At 61.5% G+C, this 19,269-nt stretch carries 12 protein-coding genes; 4 read left to right on the top strand and 8 right to left on the bottom strand.

Going from position 1 to position 19,269, the window contains the following annotated elements; translation table 11 throughout:
• Positions 1 to 122: 122 nt before the first annotated feature.
• Entirely contained in the window at positions 123 to 2,105 is a 1,983-nt protein-coding gene (locus ACP7D4_RS13895; RefSeq protein ID WP_426209607.1) for a type VI secretion system Vgr family protein, read from the bottom strand.
• 570 nt (positions 2,106 to 2,675) lie between these two features.
• Positions 2,676 to 3,167 (bottom strand): single-stranded DNA-binding protein, encoded by a 492-nt coding sequence (gene ssb, locus ACP7D4_RS13890; protein WP_426103643.1) that lies wholly within the window; start codon positions 3,165 to 3,167, stop codon positions 2,676 to 2,678.
• 232 nt (positions 3,168 to 3,399) lie between these two features.
• On the opposite strand from ssb, the gene ACP7D4_RS13885 reads away from it, so the two are divergent.
• Entirely contained in the window at positions 3,400 to 4,170 is a 771-nt protein-coding gene (locus ACP7D4_RS13885) for a rhomboid family intramembrane serine protease (protein ID WP_426103644.1), read from the top strand.
• A 189-nt stretch (positions 4,171 to 4,359) separates the two neighbouring features.
• Positions 4,360 to 7,203: an excinuclease ABC subunit UvrA gene (gene uvrA, locus ACP7D4_RS13880; protein ID WP_426103645.1), complete on the top strand. Its 2,844-nt coding sequence runs from the start codon at positions 4,360 to 4,362 to the stop codon at positions 7,201 to 7,203.
• Positions 7,204 to 7,522: 319 nt separating this feature from the next.
• Here the strand turns inward: uvrA and ACP7D4_RS13875 are convergent, their stop codons facing one another.
• The 4 genes from ACP7D4_RS13875 to ACP7D4_RS13860 form a co-directional block, all read right to left on the bottom strand.
• Positions 7,523 to 8,077: a hypothetical protein gene (locus tag ACP7D4_RS13875; RefSeq protein WP_426103646.1), complete on the bottom strand. Its 555-nt coding sequence runs from the start codon at positions 8,075 to 8,077 to the stop codon at positions 7,523 to 7,525.
• A gap of 138 nt (positions 8,078 to 8,215) precedes the next feature.
• Positions 8,216 to 10,918, bottom strand: a complete 2,703-nt coding sequence (locus tag ACP7D4_RS13870; RefSeq protein WP_426209615.1) for a TonB-dependent receptor plug domain-containing protein — start codon at positions 10,916 to 10,918, stop codon at positions 8,216 to 8,218.
• Between the two features lie 54 nt (positions 10,919 to 10,972).
• On the bottom strand, positions 10,973 to 11,287 hold the full coding sequence (locus tag ACP7D4_RS13865) for a carboxypeptidase-like regulatory domain-containing protein (RefSeq protein ID WP_426209605.1): 315 nt from the start codon (positions 11,285 to 11,287) through the stop codon (positions 10,973 to 10,975).
• 322 nt (positions 11,288 to 11,609) lie between these two features.
• Positions 11,610 to 13,475: a phosphoenolpyruvate carboxykinase (GTP) gene (locus ACP7D4_RS13860; protein ID WP_426209604.1), complete on the bottom strand. Its 1,866-nt coding sequence runs from the start codon at positions 13,473 to 13,475 to the stop codon at positions 11,610 to 11,612.
• A 329-nt stretch (positions 13,476 to 13,804) separates the two neighbouring features.
• Here ACP7D4_RS13860 and ACP7D4_RS13855 point away from each other — a divergent pair, with 329 nt between their 5' ends.
• Positions 13,805 to 14,809, top strand: a complete 1,005-nt coding sequence (locus ACP7D4_RS13855) for a D-2-hydroxyacid dehydrogenase family protein (RefSeq protein WP_426209602.1) — start codon at positions 13,805 to 13,807, stop codon at positions 14,807 to 14,809.
• Positions 14,810 to 15,058: 249 nt separating this feature from the next.
• Here the strand turns inward: ACP7D4_RS13855 and ACP7D4_RS13850 are convergent, their stop codons facing one another.
• Positions 15,059 to 15,826 (bottom strand): L-asparaginase, encoded by a 768-nt coding sequence (locus ACP7D4_RS13850; protein ID WP_426103650.1) that lies wholly within the window; start codon positions 15,824 to 15,826, stop codon positions 15,059 to 15,061.
• A 146-nt stretch (positions 15,827 to 15,972) separates the two neighbouring features.
• Between ACP7D4_RS13850 and ACP7D4_RS13845 the strand changes: the two genes are divergently transcribed.
• Positions 15,973 to 16,458 carry an asparaginase domain-containing protein gene (locus ACP7D4_RS13845; RefSeq protein WP_426103651.1) on the top strand — a complete coding sequence of 162 codons (486 nt, stop codon included), beginning with the start codon at positions 15,973 to 15,975 and terminating at the stop codon, positions 16,456 to 16,458.
• Positions 16,459 to 16,529: 71 nt separating this feature from the next.
• On the opposite strand, the gene ACP7D4_RS13840 is transcribed toward ACP7D4_RS13845, so the two are convergent.
• Positions 16,530 to 19,145 (bottom strand): PKD domain-containing protein, encoded by a 2,616-nt coding sequence (locus ACP7D4_RS13840; RefSeq protein WP_426209600.1) that lies wholly within the window; start codon positions 19,143 to 19,145, stop codon positions 16,530 to 16,532.
• Positions 19,146 to 19,269 lie beyond the last annotated feature (124 nt).

Raw genomic sequence — 19,269 nt, 5'->3', positions numbered from 1 at the left:
CCATGGTGATCACCTTTTTTTCTCCTGCCCAAAATGTGGGCAGGAGCAGTAGAACACCTGGGTCAATTTTCGATCAGCATACCCCCTGTAGGTGGGTCAATTTTCGGTCAGCGTCAACAGCACTACACTAGATGTGGCGCCTTCAGTTCGGGAAATGGAATGTCAGGTTTGGCGTCAAGGCCACCCGCTATCGTCTGGTGGACGGCGTTCAAATGGGTTGCCACCTCCGCCTGATGCGCCTGCTCGTCTTGCGCACCGTGGAGGGCTGCCAAGCGTGCCAGGTCACTGTGCTCATCGAAGGCTGCCGCCAGACGATCCGTGGTCTCCCCCATATCCTTCATATGGGATTGGGCATTTTCACGTCGCTCAGTCGTCAACAGCATGCCGCGGCCGGCCCGTGCCACGCCCCATGCATTGGTGGCTATCTCCCAACCTTCACCTCGGCTATCCTTGCGGCCCCTGTTATCCTCGATGCGGCTAATATGCCCAAGCGACAGTTGACTGCATTCATGATCGCTCTTTAACTGCGCCTGGATATGATCGTATGTATCATCCAGCACCAGATGATTACTGCGCCCTCCGGCCGCGTTGCCCTCGTCTGGCGCTAGTTCGCGGCTGCGCAACCCGGTGAGCGATTGCTGTGTAGGCAACCTCCAGGGAGGCATGTTTGCTTCATTGACGACGGCGCCGGTCACGATGGGCCGGTCTGGGTTTCCGTCCAGCCACTGGACGACCACCTCAGAGCCGACGCGCGGTATCGCCATCGCTCCCAGTTCAGCACCGGCAAACGCACTGGTGACCCGTATCCATGCCGAACTGTTCTCGTCGGCCTGGCCTAGTCTGTCCCAGTGAAACTGGACGCGAATTCGACCGTATTCATCGGTATAGATGCTGTCGGGACCGTTCGGCCCGACGACAGTTGCGGTCTGCGGCCCGTTCATCCTGGTGGCCACGCTATTGAATCCACGCCCGGGCCGCCAGGCGATATCAAGGCGGGTGCACGAGAGCCTGTTGCGGTAGTACGGCGCCTCGGCGGTGGCGTGAAGATAGTTGTTCGTTGCGGTATGGTGCACCGAAAGAATAAGGAACTGATTGCGCCCTGCCTCTTCGGCGAATTCATAAAGGTTTGCGTAGTGCACCAGCTGAAATGCACGGCCGGGCTGCAGTGCACGATTGCTCCCTTCGGCGTCAATCAGCTTGCACACGGCCTCGATTTCTTCCATCCGCAATCGGGCCAGCGCATCGCCGTCGATCCTATTCTTGAATGCGTACGCGCCCGCGTATTCATAGGACTCGACAAACGGTACATCCCCCTGATTGTTCACCGTAGGCATTGATGCGATCATCTGGCCGGGTTTTTTGAAGTCGGCCGCGCTCAGAGCAACATTCGCCGCGGAGAAGTAACGCATGGGCGACCATTCGCTGATCGAATTCTCTTCGTTCACCCCGCCGTATCGCTGAAAGAGGACGCGTGCGTCACCGTCAATCGATTGTGCTGCGGTGGAGTCATCACTGACCACCAGGCGGTGGCCTTGCGCGGTATGTTCGTACCAGTAGTGGTATCCGGCAGCTTCCCAGCGGCGGCTGAGGTAATTGAAGTCCGTCTCGTCAAACTGGCAGGCCTCCGTCACCACCGGATCCTCGCCACTGACCTGCCAGTCCCAGTCCGGGTAAATGGAATATTCAGCGAAGACTTCTTCCGTCTGCTGCCTCAGTGTCATGCCATGGAACAGGCAGCTGTCTTTCCTGAAACTCAAATACTTCAGCCAGGGACCCAACCTGGCTTCATACACGGTCAGAGACCCGGCGGATTCTTTCCGCCGGAAACTGAACACGTATCCTGTGAAATGCCGCAAGCTGCCATCTGCCTGCACCAGATCGACACATAGCAGCTTGCCCTGCATGTCCTTGAGCGGGATGTCGGCCCCGCTTGACAACAATTCCACGACATACTCAAAATCCCGCGACACACTTTCGATTGCGTCGAGACTGTTAACTAAAAGCTGCATCCGGGGACCATCTTGTCGGGGAAACGACAGGCGGAGGATGCGATTATGCTGGCGGTCTTGTATCAGGCTCAGGAGCCTATTGACGACTGCGTTCATGACATTCCCAAAAATGGCAGCGGATCATTGTATCTGTGTACTGCAATAGTATCATAACTGCAATATTTAAAATTGGAACGATACTCGACCGCTAGCTAATGCGTAGCTCCTATCCCAAAAACGGTTGAGGTAAATGAAAACAGGTTTGTTTTGCTGTGGAGAAGGCGGGCATCCGTTGGACGGCACAATTGAGTCCACGGGCGGGTTGGTAAATCAACCACTTAGCACGTATACCGACACGTCCAATTGGACGCGACGACATAACAGCTCGCACTGCGCAAGCTGACCGACTTATCCGCTCGCGCTGACGCCAATCTCGGAGAAAGATTCGCCAATTGGCAGGGCGGTAAGCGCAGGCATTTAAAGTCATAATGCCATCAGATTATGAAATACTTTGCACCGACTGCCTTTGGACACTTTGCCTGCAATGGCTGCCAGCGATCTACTACATTGAAGGAAACTTGTCGTCGTCAGACGCGCCAACAGTTCTTGAAGTGTCGCGGATAAAGAAAAAGCCTGTTCTCCTCTCGGAAAACAGGCTTCAATCAACAAAAAACACACATTCCAGATTTAAAACGGAATGTCGTCATCCATATCCGAGAAATTCGGCGCCGGTTTCGGCGCCGGACGCGCCGCTGGCGCTGGCGGCGCCTGGCGTTGCGGTGCCTGGCGCTGCGGCGGGGCGTCGTAGCCGCCTTCATCCATATCGCCGTCGCCGCCCATGCCCTGGCGTCCGCCCAGCATTTGCATGGTTTCAGCGATGATGTCGGTTGCGTACTTCTCGACGCCGTCCTTGTCGGTATACTTGCGCGTCTGCAGGCGGCCTTCGACGTAGACCGAGGAACCTTTTTTCAGGTACTGGCCGACGATTTCAGCCAGGCGTCCAAAAAACGAAATACGGTGCCATTCGGTCAGCTCTTTTTGCTCGCCGGTGTTCTTGTCTTTCGACTTGTACGAGGTGGCCACAGCGATGTTGGCGATAGCGTCACCGCTTGGCATGTAGCGAATCTCAGGATCGCGCCCCAGGTTGCCGACGATGATGACTTTGTTGACTGATGCCATGTATAACTCCTGTAGGACCGCAGTTGTCACCGCGGCACAATAATTTTTTCCCAGACGATGATTATAAGCCAGCCATCCCCAATTGAGGGCGGGTAATGAACACTCCCGACGCCGTCGCCGGACAACTTTCCCCGTCCAGAGCGACACGAATGATAACATTGCAACAATAATAGGCATGGCCGTCCGTACTGGCGGCGCTGCTGCCACCAAGCAATTTTTTTACGAAGGCACCATGAATTCTGCTCAACCGGCGCGCTACGCTCCCCCCGTCTTTCTCGTCTTTCTCGGACTCAACATTGTCCTGTTCGCCATCCAGCTGTTGCAAGGCATCGACCCGATGTCGCCCGACACGGTCGGAATGATCCGCTGGGGCGCCAACCTTGCGCCGCTGACACTGACGGGCGAACCATGGCGCCTGCTCTCAAGCATGTTCCTGCACTTTGGCTTGATTCACCTGGCGCTGAACTGCTACATGCTGCTGATGCTTGGCGGTATCGTCGAGCGCGAATTCGGTTCCGCCCGCTTTGCGCTGATCTATCTGCTGTCCGGCTTGTTCGGCAGCCTGGCCAGCGCGCTGTGGTACACCAGCTTCAAGGTCTCGGCCGGTGCGTCCGGCGCGCTGATGGGTATTGCCGGCGCCTGCCTTGCTCACGCACTGATCGCCTGGCTGCGCAAGGAACAAAGCGAGGCGGTTCGCCTCACCGGCCCGCTCACCCAGACCATCGGCATCAACCTGGTGCTGGGCGCGCTCAACCCGGCCGTGGACAACGCTTGCCACGTTGGCGGCCTGCTCGCCGGCGCGCTGATCGGCGCTGTGTTCACCGTCACCCGTTTCGAGCACAGCGCAGCCAAGCGCGCCGCCGCGGCCGCCATTGTGTCCGTTGCCGCCCTTGCACTGCTGTACGTGACAGTCAGCCGGCCGCCATCGCCAGAGCTGGTGCAGTTGAAGCTGCAACTGCAAGCAGAGCTGGACGGGAAACCGCCTATGGCAGAAGCGCCCTGAGGAGAGCAAACGCGTGCGGCCGTTTGCCTGAAGCACGAATACTGGTATTATATACAGTACTCAACCTCACGTTTTCCTGACCAGGATCAGAACGCCTTTGCCGAACCCGCGAACATACCAATCGTGGCGGCCGAACGTCGCTTCCAAATCACGGCTATAGTAGTAGCTGACCCGTTTAAGGCACATCACATGGAACAGATCCGCATCCGCGGCGCACGTACGCACAACCTCAAGAACATCAATCTCGACCTGCCGCGCAACAAGCTGATCGTGATCACCGGCCTGTCCGGCTCGGGCAAGTCATCGCTGGCGTTCGACACCTTGTATGCGGAAGGCCAGCGCCGCTATGTCGAGTCGCTGTCGGCCTATGCGCGCCAGTTCCTGCAGCTGATGGAAAAGCCCGACGTCGACCTGATCGAAGGCCTGTCGCCCGCCATTTCGATCGAGCAGAAAGCCACCTCGCACAACCCGCGCTCCACCGTCGGCACGGTTACGGAAATCCACGACTACCTGCGCCTGTTGTATGCGCGCGTGGGCACGCCCTACTGCATCAACCACCCCGAAAACGCGCTGGCCGCGCAAACCGTCTCGCAAATGGTCGACGCCGTGCTCGACATGCCGCTAGAGGCCAAGCTGATGATCCTCGCGCCCGTGGTGGCCAACCGCAAGGGCGAGCACGCCGACTTGTTCGAGGCGATGCAGGCGCACGGCTTTGTGCGCTTCCGGATCCAGAGCGGCACCAATGCCGCCAAGATCTACGAGATCGACGACCTGCCCAAGCTGAAAAAAACCGAAAAACACACCATCGACGTGGTCATCGACCGCATCAAGGTCAACCCGGAAATCAAGCAGCGCGTGGCCGAGAGCTTCGAGACGGCGCTGCGCCTGGCCGACGGGCGCGCGGTGGTGCTGGACATGGAAAGCGCCGCCGAACATGTCTACTCGAACAAGTTCGCCTGCACCGCCTGCGGCTACTCGCTGCAGGAGCTTGAGCCGCGCCTGTTCTCGTTCAATAACCCGATGGGCGCCTGCCCCGACTGCGACGGCCTGGGCCACATCGAGTTTTTCGACCCGCGCCGCATCGTCGCCTTTCCCAACCTGTCGCTCGCTTCCGGCGCCGTCAAGGGCTGGGACCGGCGCAACCAGTTTTATTTCCAGATGCTGTCGAACCTGGCCGCATTCTATGAATTCGACATCGATACGCCATTCGACAAGCTCTCCGAAGACGCGCAAAAGGCGGTGCTGTACGGTTCCGGCAAAACCAGCATCCCGTTCACCTACGTCAACGAGCGTGGCCGCACCGTGATCCGCGAGCACACCTTCGAAGGCGTGATCACCAACCTGACGCGCCGCTACCGCGAGACCGACTCGATGGCGGTCAAGGAAGAACTATCGAAGTTCATCAACGAAAAGCAGTGTCCCGCGTGCGATGGCGCGCGCCTGCGCGTCGAGGCGCGCCATGTCAAGGTCGGCACCGGCAAGCAGCAGCGCGCCATTTATGAAGTGGCGCGCAAACCCTTGCGCGACTGCCTAGAGTTTTTTGAAAAGCTCACCCTCAAGGGCGCCAAAAAGGAGATCGCCGACCGCGTGGTCAAGGAGATCATCTCGCGCCTGAAGTTCCTCAACAACGTGGGCCTCGATTACCTCTCGCTTGACCGCAGCGCCGACACCTTGTCGGGCGGCGAAGCGCAGCGCATCCGCCTGGCTTCCCAGATCGGCTCGGGCCTGACGGGCGTGATGTACGTGCTTGACGAGCCGTCGATCGGCCTGCACCAGCGCGACAACGACCGCCTGATCGAAACGCTCAAGCACCTGCGCGACATCGGCAACAGCGTGCTGGTCGTCGAGCACGATGAAGACGCGATCCGCACCGCCGACTACATCGTCGACATGGGCATTGGCGCCGGCGTGCACGGCGGCGAAATCATCGCCGAAGGCACGCTGGCCCAGATTTTAAAGAACAAGAAGTCCTTGACCGCCAAGTACCTGAACGGCTCGCTCAAGATCGCGGTGCCCAAAAAGCGCCACGTGGCCGATCCGAACCGCCAGTTGCTGATCACTGGCGCCACCGGCAACAACTTGAAAAAAGTCACGCTCAAGCTGCCGGTGGGGCTGATGACGTGCGTGACGGGCGTGTCCGGTTCGGGCAAGTCGTCGCTGGTAAACGATACGCTGTATCCGGCCCTGTCGCGCCACCTGTACGGCTCGCAGACCGAGCCGGCGCCGCATGATGCCATCAGCGGCCTGGAACACTTCGACAAGGTGATCTCGGTCGACCAGGCCCCGATCGGGCGCACGCCGCGCTCCAACCCGGCCACCTACACGGGCCTGTTCACGCCGATCCGCGATCTGTTTTCCGGCGTGCCATCGGCCAAGGAGCGCGGCTACAGCGCCGGGCGCTTCTCGTTCAACGTCAAGGGCGGGCGCTGCGAAGCGTGCCAGGGCGACGGCGTGATCAAGGTCGAGATGCACTTTTTACCGGACGTGTACGTGCCGTGCGACGTCTGCCACGGCAAGCGCTATAACCGCGAAACGCTGGAAGTGCAGTACAAGGGCAAGAACATCACCGAAGTGCTGGGCATGACGGTGGAAGAGTCGCATGAATTCTTCAAGCCGGTGCCGGTCATCGCGCGCAAGCTGCAAACGCTGCTCGATGTGGGGCTCGGTTACATCAAGCTGGGGCAGAGCGCCACCACGCTGTCGGGCGGCGAGGCGCAGCGCGTCAAGCTGTCGCTCGAGCTGTCCAAGCGCGATACGGGGCGCACGCTGTACATCCTCGACGAGCCGACCACGGGCCTGCACTTTCACGACATCGATTTGCTGCTCAAGGTGATCCACCGCCTGCGCGACCAGGGCAATACGCTGGTCATCATCGAGCACAACCTGGATGTGATCAAGACGGCGGACTGGATTGTGGACCTGGGACCGGAAGGCGGCGCCGGCGGCGGGCAGATCATCGCCTTCGGCACGCCGGAAGACGTGGCGAACAATCCCGCCAGCGTGACCGGCAAGTATCTCGGCGCCCTGCTTTGAAATAGCATTCCCCTACATCGTCCTCGCGCACGAGGGTGTTGCAAAACACTTTAGGACCAACTGGCCACTAAAAAATCGCAACAATTGAGAACCAGAAACCCCAAACAACATCGTCCTCGCGATTCGCGAGGACGATGTAACTCTGCGGCACTGCTGCCCTTTCTGCTACAGCCTCGCACGCGAGGACGATGTAGTGGGTATTCTCGAGGTTAGCAACATCGAGCGGCCGCGCAATGTTCTGCAACACGCGCGTGTTGCAACACCCTCGCCCTCGGCAACCTTGCACGCACGACGATGCGGGCTTGATCTCCCCCCAACTTCAGCCACCCACGGTCCCCAGCGGCAACACCCGCTTGTCCGTCATCTTCCAGTTTCCCTTGTCGTCGAGCTTGACGGTAAAGCGCACCGGTATCGTCGGGTTGCCGATCTTGTCCTGCGGCCCGTATACATTGCCCTGCAAGGTTAAACTGTCCTCGTTGTAGCTGACCACCCGCTTGACATAGCGCACCGGACTGTCGAACTCGATGACCGGCGACGACAGGCGCGGGTCGACGATATATTTGCCGCTGCTGATGGTCGCAACGGCCAGATGCGTCGCTTCGATCCCGGGCCCGCCGAAGCAGCCCAGGTCGCCGCTCCACAACACGGCGTATTTGGACAAGCGGCGCTCATCATCCTCGCCGGGCACCAGCGCCAGCACATCTTCCGCGCGCACCTTCACACCGGGACACGAAATGGCGTTCGCATAGCGCCGCACGGCGTCAGCGACGCCACGCTTGATTTCTTCGGCAGACTTGTCGGGGGCGGCGTGCGCGCCGGATGACAGCACCAGGGCTACCAGGAGGGAAAGGCGGACTGCCGCGGGTAGTTTCATTGCTTGTTTGATGGTTCAGGTCCCTCATCTTGCCATGAACCGGCTGCCAACAGGTACACGCTTTGTCACCGGCGCACGCGCGCGGCGAAAAAAAACCGCCGGCAAACGCCGGCGGTTTTTATCAAGCCAGGCCGCAGCTTAGAACTTGATGTTGTACTCGGCCGTCAGGCGCACCGAGCGTGGATCGGCATAGCTCGATACACGGCCGTAGCCGGCATTGACCACGTCGGTGGCCGAGTTGTAGGTCTCGTTGTAAGCCTGCACGGTCTGACGGTTGAAGAAGTTAAACACGTCCACCTTCAGCGCCAGTCCCTTGACCGCTTCCGGCATGTACGCAACGTTCACGTCGAGCCGGCGATCGATCGGCAGGCGGCCGAGCGAACCGCGCGGCGCCGGCTTGCCCGCGCAGTAGAAGTAGTTCGACTGGTAGGCGGTATCGGTCGGGTGGTTGCCGATGCAGCTGAGCGGACGGCCGCTGGCCAGCAGGAAGTTGCCGCCAACGGTCAGTTGCGGCGTCAGCTGGTAGAAACCAAAACCCTTAACCTGGTGCGTACGGTCGTTCGGCAGCAAGCCGTTCGAGTACTCGGCCAATTCGGCGCGGTCCCAGGTGGTGGTGGCGCCCGGGTTGTTCTGGCCATTGTCCGAACGGCTCTGGCCTTCGGTGTTGCCCTTGCTGCGCGACCAGGTGTAGTTGATCTTGCCATACCAGCCATTGCGCATCGGGTGCTCGGCAAACAGGTCGACCGCCGTGTAGTTGCGCTCCGCCTTCGGCAGGCCGATCATTTCCTTGGTCAGGTGGACCGGGGTGTAGACCTTGCCGGCCAGCGCAGGGTCGGCATCCTGGAAGTCGATCAGGAAGTCGTTGGCCACGCCGGGATTGAGGAATTTGCAGCCCGGTGCGCGAAATTTCGACGCGTTGACTTCAGGATGGACCGCCAGCCAGCGCGTGAAGATGCGCGGATCGCAGTTGTCGTCCAGCGTCTGGCGCAGCGTGCGGTAAGTAGCCTTGGCGCCGTAGTTGAGCGACGGCGAGTATGCCGCTTCAAAGCCGACCGTCATCTCGTCCTGGTAGTTGGGCTTCAAGCCCACTGCCGCCAGCGAGGTTTTATCCTTGGGCAGGTTGTACTCGTTATTGGCCGAGAACGGTGCTGCCAGCGCCACCAGGCCGGTCGGAGCGCCATTCGCGTCCAGGCCGGTGTAGGTGAAGGCCTGGGTGGTGTTGATCGAGCGGCTAGGCGCGCGCACCGAAATGCTGGTCGGCACTTGCAGGTAGTAGCGCCCGGCGGTGCCGAATACTTTGAGCGACGCGTCGCCGTGCACATCCCACGCAGCGCCCAGGCGCGGCGCGTACTGCTTCTTCATGTCCAGGAAGGTATCGCCTTCGCTGTTGATGTTCTTGTACTGCTCGTCGCGCAGGCCCAGCGAGATCAGCAAGTTCTTGCTGAACTGCCAGCGGTCTTCGATGAACTGCGAGGTCTGCTCGGAAGCGATCTTGGTGCCGCTGTTGAAAATGGTCTGGCTGACCCAGTAGCCGGCCGCAGCAACCGGGCTGGTGCCCACGGTGCGGATATTGATCGGGTTCGGACCCGAGCCCACCAGTGGCGCCGCACCAGCTTTTTCCTGGAACTGGTAGGTATAGGTACTACCGCCTGCACGGAAAAAACCGGCGACCGAATCGAGCTTGTTCTGGTCGCCGCCAACACGGATGGTATGGTCACCCATCTTGTATTCCAGATCCAGGCGCAGCGACTTGACGGTGTCATACGATCCGGCCGGCAGGATATTGCCGGCGATTGGCTGGTTGGTAATATAGGAGGTAAGCAGCGGTACGTAACGGGTTTTGAGGACGGACGACACTTGCGGAATCGCCGACGTCGGATTGTAGACGTCGTAGCCGTCATAGGTGTTGGTGTGCGGCGACGTCAGCTTGCCGCCTACTGCGGTGACAGTCAGCTTTTCGGTGATGTTGCCGACGTACTTGATCAGGTTGGTGCGCGACCCGACGCCCGTATTGTTGGCCGGATCGTTGACGTAGTGTTCGCCCGAATTGACCGCCGAGCCATGCATGCGCGTGGCGTAGTTGTAGCCGTAGTAGTAAGCGTCGCGCTCGGCCTTGTCATAGATGTGGGTAAATTCAAGGCGGTGGCTGTCGCTGATGTTCCAGTCGATCTTGGCCAGGGCGCGCGTGGCCTTGTCCTGCACGTCGCCCCAGCCCCATTTGCTGATGGCGTTCGGGGTTTCCGAACTGAGGCGCGCAACGCGCTCCTGGTCGGTCGTGTTCTGCTCGATCGCCACGAACATGAACAGCTTGTCCTTGATGATCGGGCCGCCCACGTAGGCGCCTTCGCGGTGGTCCTGGCGCGTGTTGTTTTCGCGGCGCTGCAAGATGGTGCCGTCGGTGCCCTTGTTGGAAGCCGTACCGGTATAGCCGTAGTACATGTCTTCGTACTTGTTGCGCAGCGCTTTAGGGGTGATGCTGGCCATTACGCCCGCTTCCCAGGTGTTGGTGCCGCTCTTGGTGGTAATGTTGACCACGCCACCGATGGAGCGGCCGAATTCCGCGCCGAAACCGCCGGTCAGGATCTGCGCCTGGGCGATCGCGCCAAACGGCAGCTCCGACGAACCGAGACCAGTCAGTGCATTGGTGACAGGAAAGCCGTTGATGTAGTACGAGTTTTCCGACGGGCCGCTGCCGCCGAAGCTGGAACCGAGGTAGCGGTAATCCGGGCGCGTGGTGTTCGGCGCCAGCTGGATGATGGCGTCCAGGCTAGGAGCGATCGGCAGGCGGGCCAATTCCTTGGCCGTGAAGTTGGAACCGTTGTTGGTGTTCGAGACGTCGATCCGGGTACGCAGGCCGCTGATCTTGACGGACTGAATCTTGCTGCCGAAGGACGCTTAGGCGCCCTGGCCGGCGATCACATCGACTTCGCTGGTATTGACAACCTTGTCGCCCTGAATGACCTCGACCTTGTAGCGGCCGACGGGCAGCGCCGTCACCTGATAGCGGCCCGAGGCGTCCGCGGTCACGCGGCGCTGCAAGTTGGTGTCGAGGTTGCGCACCAGGACCGAAGCGCCGCCGACGGTAGCGTCGCCGAAGATGGTGCCCGATGCGTTCGACTGCGCCATGGCAGGGTTGGACACACCCGCGGTCAGGGCGGCGCCCATGAAGGCCACGGTCAGCGCGTGCGCCAGGATTGTTTTCTTGAACATGCAAACTCCGGAAAAAAGAAATGGTAGCCCTCGCCAGCGCCGGGTGGGCGCCTCGGCAGGGCCGCGATCATCGCACTGGGATGCATGCCGCCGGTCGCATCGACTTGAGGTGGCATCGCAGTGCCGTTATCTGAGCATTTCTCGCTTGCAACTGTCAATACGGATTTACTATTTCGGCCTGTTGTGACACATTCATGACATCTTTTTGTTCCAATAACAACAGTCTGGACATTTGAACAGTGTGGAAGCACGTAGATGGCGCCGCCGCCAGGCAAAAAAACGGCGCGTCAACGACGCGCCGTGTCAAAGAGCTGCCGGACGCTTATGACGCCAGCCGCTTTTCGAGTTCAGCCTTGGTAGCCACCAGTTCTTGTGGCAGGTGGTAGGCAAGCTTCTCAAACAACTCCGTGTGCAGCTTGAGTTCTTCGGTCCAGGCGTTCTTGTCGATCGAGGTGATCGTGTCAAACTGCTGCTGGGTGAAATCGAGACCGTCCCAGTTCAGGTCGGTAAAGTTGGGGGTGGTGCCGAACACGTTCTCGCTGCCGCCGGCGGTGCCTTCGATCCGCTCGAGCATCCACTTGAGCACGCGCATATTGTCGCCAAAGCCAGGCCAGACGAACTTGCCCGCTTCATCGGTGCGGAACCAGTTGACGCAGTAGATTTTCGGCAGCGCTGCAGGATTTTGCGCGCCGATTTTCTCGCCCATGTTCAGCCAGTGCTGGAAATAGTCGGCCATGTTGTAGCCGATAAAAGGCAGCATCGCGAACGGATCGCGGCGCACAATGCCCATCTGGCCGGCAGCGGCAGCGGTGGTCTCGGAGCCCATGGTCGCGGCCATGTAGACGCCTTCAACCCAGTTGCGCGCTTCGGTTACCAGTGGCACGGTCGTGGAACGGCGTCCGCCAAAGATAAAGGCTGAAATCGGCACGCCGGCCGGGTCGTCCCAGGCCGGATCGATGACCGGGTTCTGGGTGGCGGCCACGGTAAAGCGCGCGTTCGGGTGCGACGCCTTGGTGCCGCCCTGGGCCGTCCAGTCCTTGCCCTGCCAGTCGACCAGGTGCGCTGGCGCTTCCTTGGTCAAGCCTTCCCACCACACGTCGCCGTCGTCGGTCAGCGCGACGTTGGTGAAGATGGTGTTCTCGTTCATCGACGCCATGCAGTTCGAATTGGTCTTGGTGTTGGTGCCGGGGGCCACGCCAAAGTAGCCCGCTTCCGGGTTGATCGCATACAGGCGCCCGTCCGCGCCCGGCTTGATCCAGGCGATGTCGTCGCCGATCGTGGTCACTTTCCAGCCATTGAAACTGGCGGGGGGAATCAGCATGGCGAAATTGGTCTTGCCGCAGGCCGATGGGAAGGCCGCCGCCACGTAGTGCTTTTTGCCTTCCGGCGACTCGACACCGAGGATCAGCATGTGTTCGGCCAGCCAGCCGGTGCCGCCGGCCTGGGCTTCCTGGAAGCCCATGTTGGAGGCGATGCGCAGCGCAAAGCATTTTTTGCCCAGCAGCGCGTTGCCGCCGTAGCCGGAACCGTAGGACCAGATCTCACGCGTTTCAGGGTAATGCACGATGTATTTGGTCGGGTTGCACGGCCAGGCCACGTCTTTTTGCCCGGCGGCAAGCGGCGCGCCAACGGTGTGGATGGCGGGAACGAAGTCGCCCTCGGCGCCCAGCACGTCATAGACGGCCTTGCCCATGCGCGTCATGATGCGCATGTTGACAGCGACATAAGGCGAATCGGACAGCTCGACGCCGATGTGGGCGATCGGCGAACCGAGCGGGCCCATCGAAAACGGCACCACGTACATGACGCGCCCGGCCATGCAGCCGTCAAACAGCGCATTGAGCGTGTTGCGCATTTCCGCCGGCGCCATCCAGTTGTTGGTGGGACCGGCCTGTTTCTTGGTTTCGGAGCAGATGAACGTACGGTCTTCCACGCGCGCCACGTCGGTCGGGTCCGAGCATGCCAGGTAGGAACCGGGACGCTTGGCGGGATTGAGTTTTTTCATGGTGCCGGCGGCAACCATCTCGGCGCACAGGCGATCGTACTCTTGTTGCGAGCCGTCGCACCAGTAGATGCTGGCCGGCTTGGTCAGGGCGGCTGTTTCGCTGACCCAGTTAAGCAGTTGCTGATGCTTGATGTAAGCTGGTGCGTTCAATGCTGCAACGCCACCCATGACGGGCTGATTCATAATACCTCCAATGCCAATAAGAATTCTTTTCTGGTTCCGGCACGGCAGGATCGTCGTCAGCTTGTGGCTTGCGCTCGGAAATCCATTCCAGGAGGATGGCTCGGCGGTACGGCGGTCATGTCGACATCTTGCTTTTATCGCAAGATTGATGGAACATTGTTGCTGGACTTGACAGGTCAAATCCTGATTTTGGGGCCGATTGTACACCTGCCAACAGCCGATTTGCAGCGAAATGTAGTAATAATAGTCGAGTATTGTAGTAGGCTATTCCGAATCTCCGAGATCCCGTTATTTACCTACGCATTTTTACCTAATTTCTGCTAACTTCCATGAAAATAGCCATTATCGACGACTATCAAGACGTTGCGCTGCAACTAGCGTGCAGCCGCTTGCTGGCCGGCCACGAGGTCAAGGTATTCACCAGTTCGACCCGCGGCGCGGGCCAGCTGGCGATCCGCCTGGCCCCGTTCGACGCGCTGGTGCTGATCCGCGAACGCACCGCGCTGCCGCGCGCGCTGCTGGCCAAATTGCCCCGGCTCAAGCTCATTTCGCAGACCGGCAAAGTGGCTGGCCATATTGATGTTAGCGCCGCAACAGAGTTCGGCATTGCGATTGCAGAAGGTGTCGGTTCGCCCGTCGCGCCGGCTGAACTGACATGGGCCTTGATCATGGCGGCCAGCCGCAAGATCGTCCCCTATGCCACCAACCTGAAAGATGGCTTGTGGCAAACGGCATCGATCAATCCGGCATTGAACGGCCTGGGCCGCGTGCTGCGCGGGCGCACGCTGGCCATCTGGGGCTACGGCAAGATCGGCAAGCTGGTTGCGGGCTTCGGCAAGGCGTTCGGCATGCACGTGCTGGTGTGGGGCGGCGACGCAAGCCGCGCTGCCGCCGTGGCCGACGGCTTTGAAGCGGCCGATTCGCGCCAGGCATTCTTCGAGCGGGCCGACGTGCTCACGCTGCACCTGCGCCTGGTCGACGCCACGCGCGGCATCGTCAGCGGCGCCGACCTGACGCGCATGAAGCCGGACGCGCTGTTCGTCAATACCAGCCGGGCCGAACTGGTGGCCGAAGGCGCGCTGGAAGCGGCCTTGCACGCGGGGCGGCCCGGCACTGCCGCCGTCGACGTGTTTCAGCGCGAGCCGCCGGGGGCGGACGCCGCGCTGCTGCGCATTCCGACCGTGCTGGCCACGCCGCATTTGGGGTATGTGGAGCAGGATAGTTATGAACTGTATTTCCGGGCCGCGTTCGAGAACATCGTCAATTTCGCGGCGGGAAAGCCGAGCAATATCCTCAATCCGGCGGCGCTGTCGACGCCGCGCCAGGACTTGTAGTCCCGAGCGAAGCAGCATCCGCCACGCGCACACAGCTGTTGCAAGAAGGGTTGGCGCGCGCGTTCGGAAAGGGCTGTCGCATTCCAGTTCCTGCGCAGCCATCCAAGGTGGGGAACAAGGTAGGGCGGAAAAGCGTTAGGCCTCGGCGCCCTCCCCTTTTCCGCCAACGCATGCGTCACGTTGGCTCGTGCATGGCGCAAAGCGCTGACGCCTTTGCGCGGCCACGATGTAGTGACCTGTCAGCAGCCGCTAATCCGATGTGGCGCGCAGCTTCGGTTCGCCGGTGATGCTGATCGGCGGCGCCGGCAGTACGTGGGTGCGCGTCCACAGGCCCGCCCAGCCCGGCGGCCAGCCAATGTCGGGCCCCGCGTAGGGCGGCAAGCCGGCCCGCACGGCGATCACCGGCACCGGCGGCGTCTCGCGCAGCGGACCGCCGGTAGACTTTTCCATGTCCAGGCTGTACATATACCCGGGCAGCAAGGCATCGCACACCGCTGCGAACCAGGCCGTGTGATCTTCGTCGCGCCCCAGCGCCTGGGCCAGCCCCTGCGGATCGAATTTGGCCAGCGCATGGACCAGCTCGGCCGTGGTGGCGCCCGGCAAATCGCCCCAGCCCATCACCGGATTGACGTTGTAATCGGCGCCCGAGCCATACCAGCCTTCGCGCCAGGGCCGCTGCATCCAGTCGCGCTTGCCGGTAAACAAGTGCCAGCGCCAGTGCAGCCCGGACGGCTTGGGCCAGGAGTACAGGTACAGCTTTTGGTAGCCGGCCTGGTGCAGCGCGCGCACCATCTGCATCAGGCGCGCGTGCGGCATGCGCTCGGGCGGGGCGCGCCGGAAGCGGATCGCTTCGCCGTCGGCATGCTGCACGTCGTCGGTGGAGAGATTCAAATCGAGCGTGCGCGCTTCGCTGCCAAAGCGCGCCGAGATCCAGCCGGTCAGCAAGTTGACGTGCGTGATAACGCCGTAGCCGCGGTGGCGGTGAAAAATAACGGTTCCGGGAGCAAGGGCTTTCATGGGATCGGAGGGCAAAAAGTCAGTGTAGCGATGCGCAAGCCAAGGATTCTAGCGCAGTCGCAAAGGGCGGTGCGCACCTTGTGGTTTTCGACAGGGGCCAGGCGACACGGTATCATGAAGCTCTTTCCTCTTCACCATCGCACACCATGAGCTTGCGCATCATCGCCACCGGCGGCACCTTCGACAAACATTACAACGAACTGAACGGCACACTGGGTTTCGCCCACAGCCACCTGCCCGAGGTGCTGGCGCGCTGCCGCATGACCATTCCCGTCCAGCTGGAAGTGCTGCCGCTGCTCGACTCGCTGGACATGCAGGATGCCGATCGCGAGCGCGTGCTCGCCGCGTGCACCGCAGCGCTTGAGACCGCGATCGTCATCGTGCACGGCACCGACACCATGAAGGAGACCGCCGCCGTGCTCGGCGCGGCGGCGCCCGCAAAGACGATCGTGCTGACCGGCGCCATGATTCCGTATGCCATCGCCAATTCGGATGCCATGTTCAACCTTGGCTTTGCCAGCGCCGCCGCGCAAATCCTGCCGGCGGGCGTGTACATTGCCATGAACGGGCAAGTGTTCGCCTGGGACAACGTCACCAAGAACCGCAGCGCCGGCGTGTTCCAGCCGCTCTGACAAGGCAAAAAAAAAGCCGGCCACTTTTGAGGTGGCCGGCTTTACCTTTCCAGTTTGCAGCTGACGCTACCTTAGCGCGCGATCACGAAGTATTTTGCACTGACTGCGTTTTGCGCTCTGGAGCCGGTCTGCACCACCGCCACGTGGCCACCGCTGGCGCCGTGGAACACCTGCAAGCCGTAGCTTTGCTCGCTGTTAATCAGCGGCAGGGCCAGGTCGCTGTCGGGGAACAGCAAGGCGCCCGTAAAGCGCTTGTAGGATGGCTCGTAGCCGAGCGCGCTGCTGACGACCACCAGCGCTTCCTGCGCAGCAACCGAATGGCTCATCGAGACGATGCCGCCGGTCACGCTCAGCTTGCCGGCGTACAGCAGCGTGTCTGCGCGGAAGTAGTTGCCGCCTGACGTGAACAGGATACTGCTGTCGTCGGACAGGAACAGCGGCGTCGACATCGCGTAGGTGCCGTGGTACGGCGAATCGCCCGCCTTGATCAGCTTGCCGCTCGCGCCATCGACGTCGAAATAGGTGACCTTGGCCGGCGACAAGCCTTGCGAGAGCAGATAGCCGCGCTGGCGCGTTTCGGAAAACGTTCCGTACTGGGTGCCGTAAAAGGTGCCATTGCCGTACGGCACATCAATATTCAGGTTGGCGCCGGTATAGCCGTTAAAGCCCCACAGTTCCGGATCGACCCACTGGCCGCCGGTCTGCCCGATCAGGTAGACCCGCCCGGCGTTGGTGACAAAGGCATCGGTCTGGGAACCGCTCGTGGCAAAGGTCTGGACAATGGCGGCCGTCTCCAGGTTGACCAGGCTCAGCGCGCCTTCGTACAGCACTGCCGCCAGCTTGCCGTCGGCGCTCACCTGCATCGCCTTGGCCATGGCGGGCAGCACCACGCTGGTTTTTACGCCCGTGTACGGATCAATGATGCGCAGCGACTTGCCGCCTTTTTCCGTCATGACCAGCTTGTCGAGCCCTTTGCTCTGGCGCACGATATCGGGCACGAAGTCCAGCGTGACGGCGCTGGCGATGCCGGCCAGGGCGCGCAACTGCACGTACGCAATGCTCGAACTCTTGCCATCGCTGACCGTGACCGAAGCGACGTACGTGCCCGGCAGGTCGGGCGTAAACGACAGGGCGGCAGCGGCTGGCGCGGCGATGGCGGCGGCCGAACCGGCGGGACGGGCGTCGATCGCCCAGGCGTAGCTCAGGCTGTCGCCGTTTTCATCGTAGCTCAGCGCGGCCGAGGCACGGGCGGGCGCGCCCGTCAAGACCGTCATGCGGCTCTTGTCGATCACGGCCACCGGCGCGTAATTGCCCACTTCCAGCGTGACCGTCTGCTCCGAAAATGCGCCGGACGGATCGGTCACGCGCAACAGGACCACGTAGCTGCCCGACACATCGGGCGTGATCTCGACCGTTGGCGTGCTGCCGGACGACAGGACCGCCGTGCTGGCGGACGGCTGGCTGGCCATGCTCCACGCGTAGCTCAGGGCGTCGCCGTCGGCGTCCACGCTGGCCGTGCCGCGCAGCGTGGTGAGCGTCTTGAGGGGCAGACGCATGGTCGGCCCGGTCGGCAGTGCCAGCGGGGTGGCGGTGCCGGTGATGGCAGCGCTTGGACGCTGATTTTTTACAGAAATGGTGGTGGTATAGGTGCTGGCGGCCCCGGCCTTATCGGTGGCAATCAGCTTGACGACATACTCGCCCAGCACGTCGGGCGTGACCTGGCTGATGGCGCCGCTCGCTGCGCTGACCGTGGCCAGGCTGCCTGCGGGTTTACTGACCATGCTCCAGGCGTAGCTCAGGCTGGTGCCTTCGGGATCGGCGCTAGTGGCGCCGTCGAGCGAGACGGTGTAGCCGGTGGCGGCCGACAGGGTGCTCGCGCCGGACGCGCCCGGCTCGTTGCTGACCGAAGCCAGTACGACGGTTTGCGGGGCGCGGTTGCTGGCCTGGAATACGTAGATGGTGTCGCTGTAAGCGCCCTTGGGGTCGGCGCCGTGCGCGGCCACCTTGTACTGGCCGGGGGCATCGAGCACGAAGCGGCCCGTCGCGCCGGCCACAGTGAGCGCGGCGCTGCTGGCGGCCGGCTTTTCAAGCATGGTCCAGGTGGTGGTGACCACGTCGCCGTCGGCGTCGGTGCTGCCGCCGGCGTCGAGCACGACGGCCGCGCCAACATTGAGTACCTGGGCCGGCTTGGTGGTGCTCGCGCCGGTATAGCTTGCGGTGACGACGATGTTGGCAACCGGAGGCGCATTCGGCTTGATCTGGATGCGCGCGCTTTTGGTGGCGTAGGCGCCCCTGGCATCGGTCACGCGCAGGTCAAATACATAGCTGCCGGCAACATCGGGCTTGACGTTCCGGGCCCCGGCGCTGCTCGAGGCGAGCACCAGCGTGCTGCCGGCCGGCTTGGCGCTGATCGACCAGCGGTAGCTCAGGGCGTCGCCGTCAGGATCGGTGCTGGTAAGCCCGTTCAGGTTGATATTGCTGCCCGCGATCGCGCTGACATCGGCGCCGATTACCGCGCTCGACTCGAACACGCCCGACAGCAGCACGGTCGGCGCGGGCGCCGCGTTGGCGGCGGGCCGCGCGGCCGGTGCCGGCGCGCTGTCGCCGCCGCATCCCGACAGCACGGCCATGGCAAGAGCGGCGCCGCTCGCCAGTCGCCCGAAGGCGCTCATACGGAAATATTTCATATTTTTTAACGTAGAGAAATGGATAAGGCGTGGATCATACCTTGCCAATTGTTCAACAAAACTGCTTATTTATTGCTTTTGATCAAATAGATGCGCCATGCCTTGAAAGCCGACATTCTTCAGG

It is taken from the genome of Massilia sp. TWP1-3-3 (assembly GCF_049897805.1).
GTDB lineage: Bacteria > Pseudomonadota > Gammaproteobacteria > Burkholderiales > Burkholderiaceae_D > Telluria_A.
This window is presented reverse-complemented; position numbering and strand designations above follow the sequence as displayed.

Bases quoted from the DNA above. Each gene is read 5' to 3' on its own strand.
- ACP7D4_RS13845 (WP_426103651.1), top strand. From the start codon at position 15,973: ATGAGCTTGCGCATCATCGCCACCGGCGGCACCTTCGACAAACATTAC.
- ACP7D4_RS13850 (WP_426103650.1), bottom strand. From the start codon at position 15,826: ATGAAAGCCCTTGCTCCCGGAACCGTTATTTTTCACCGCCACCGCGGC.
- ACP7D4_RS13860 (WP_426209604.1), bottom strand. From the start codon at position 13,475: ATGAATCAGCCCGTCATGGGTGGCGTTGCAGCATTGAACGCACCAGCT.
- ACP7D4_RS13840 (WP_426209600.1), bottom strand. From the start codon at position 19,145: ATGAAATATTTCCGTATGAGCGCCTTCGGGCGACTGGCGAGCGGCGCC.
- ACP7D4_RS13875 (WP_426103646.1), bottom strand. From the start codon at position 8,077: ATGAAACTACCCGCGGCAGTCCGCCTTTCCCTCCTGGTAGCCCTGGTG.
- ACP7D4_RS13885 (WP_426103644.1), top strand. From the start codon at position 3,400: ATGAATTCTGCTCAACCGGCGCGCTACGCTCCCCCCGTCTTTCTCGTC.
- ACP7D4_RS13855 (WP_426209602.1), top strand. From the start codon at position 13,805: ATGAAAATAGCCATTATCGACGACTATCAAGACGTTGCGCTGCAACTA.
- ACP7D4_RS13895 (WP_426209607.1), bottom strand. From the start codon at position 2,105: ATGAACGCAGTCGTCAATAGGCTCCTGAGCCTGATACAAGACCGCCAG.
- ACP7D4_RS13865 (WP_426209605.1), bottom strand. From the start codon at position 11,287: ATGTTCAAGAAAACAATCCTGGCGCACGCGCTGACCGTGGCCTTCATG.
- uvrA (WP_426103645.1), top strand. From the start codon at position 4,360: ATGGAACAGATCCGCATCCGCGGCGCACGTACGCACAACCTCAAGAAC.
- ssb (WP_426103643.1), bottom strand. From the start codon at position 3,167: ATGGCATCAGTCAACAAAGTCATCATCGTCGGCAACCTGGGGCGCGAT.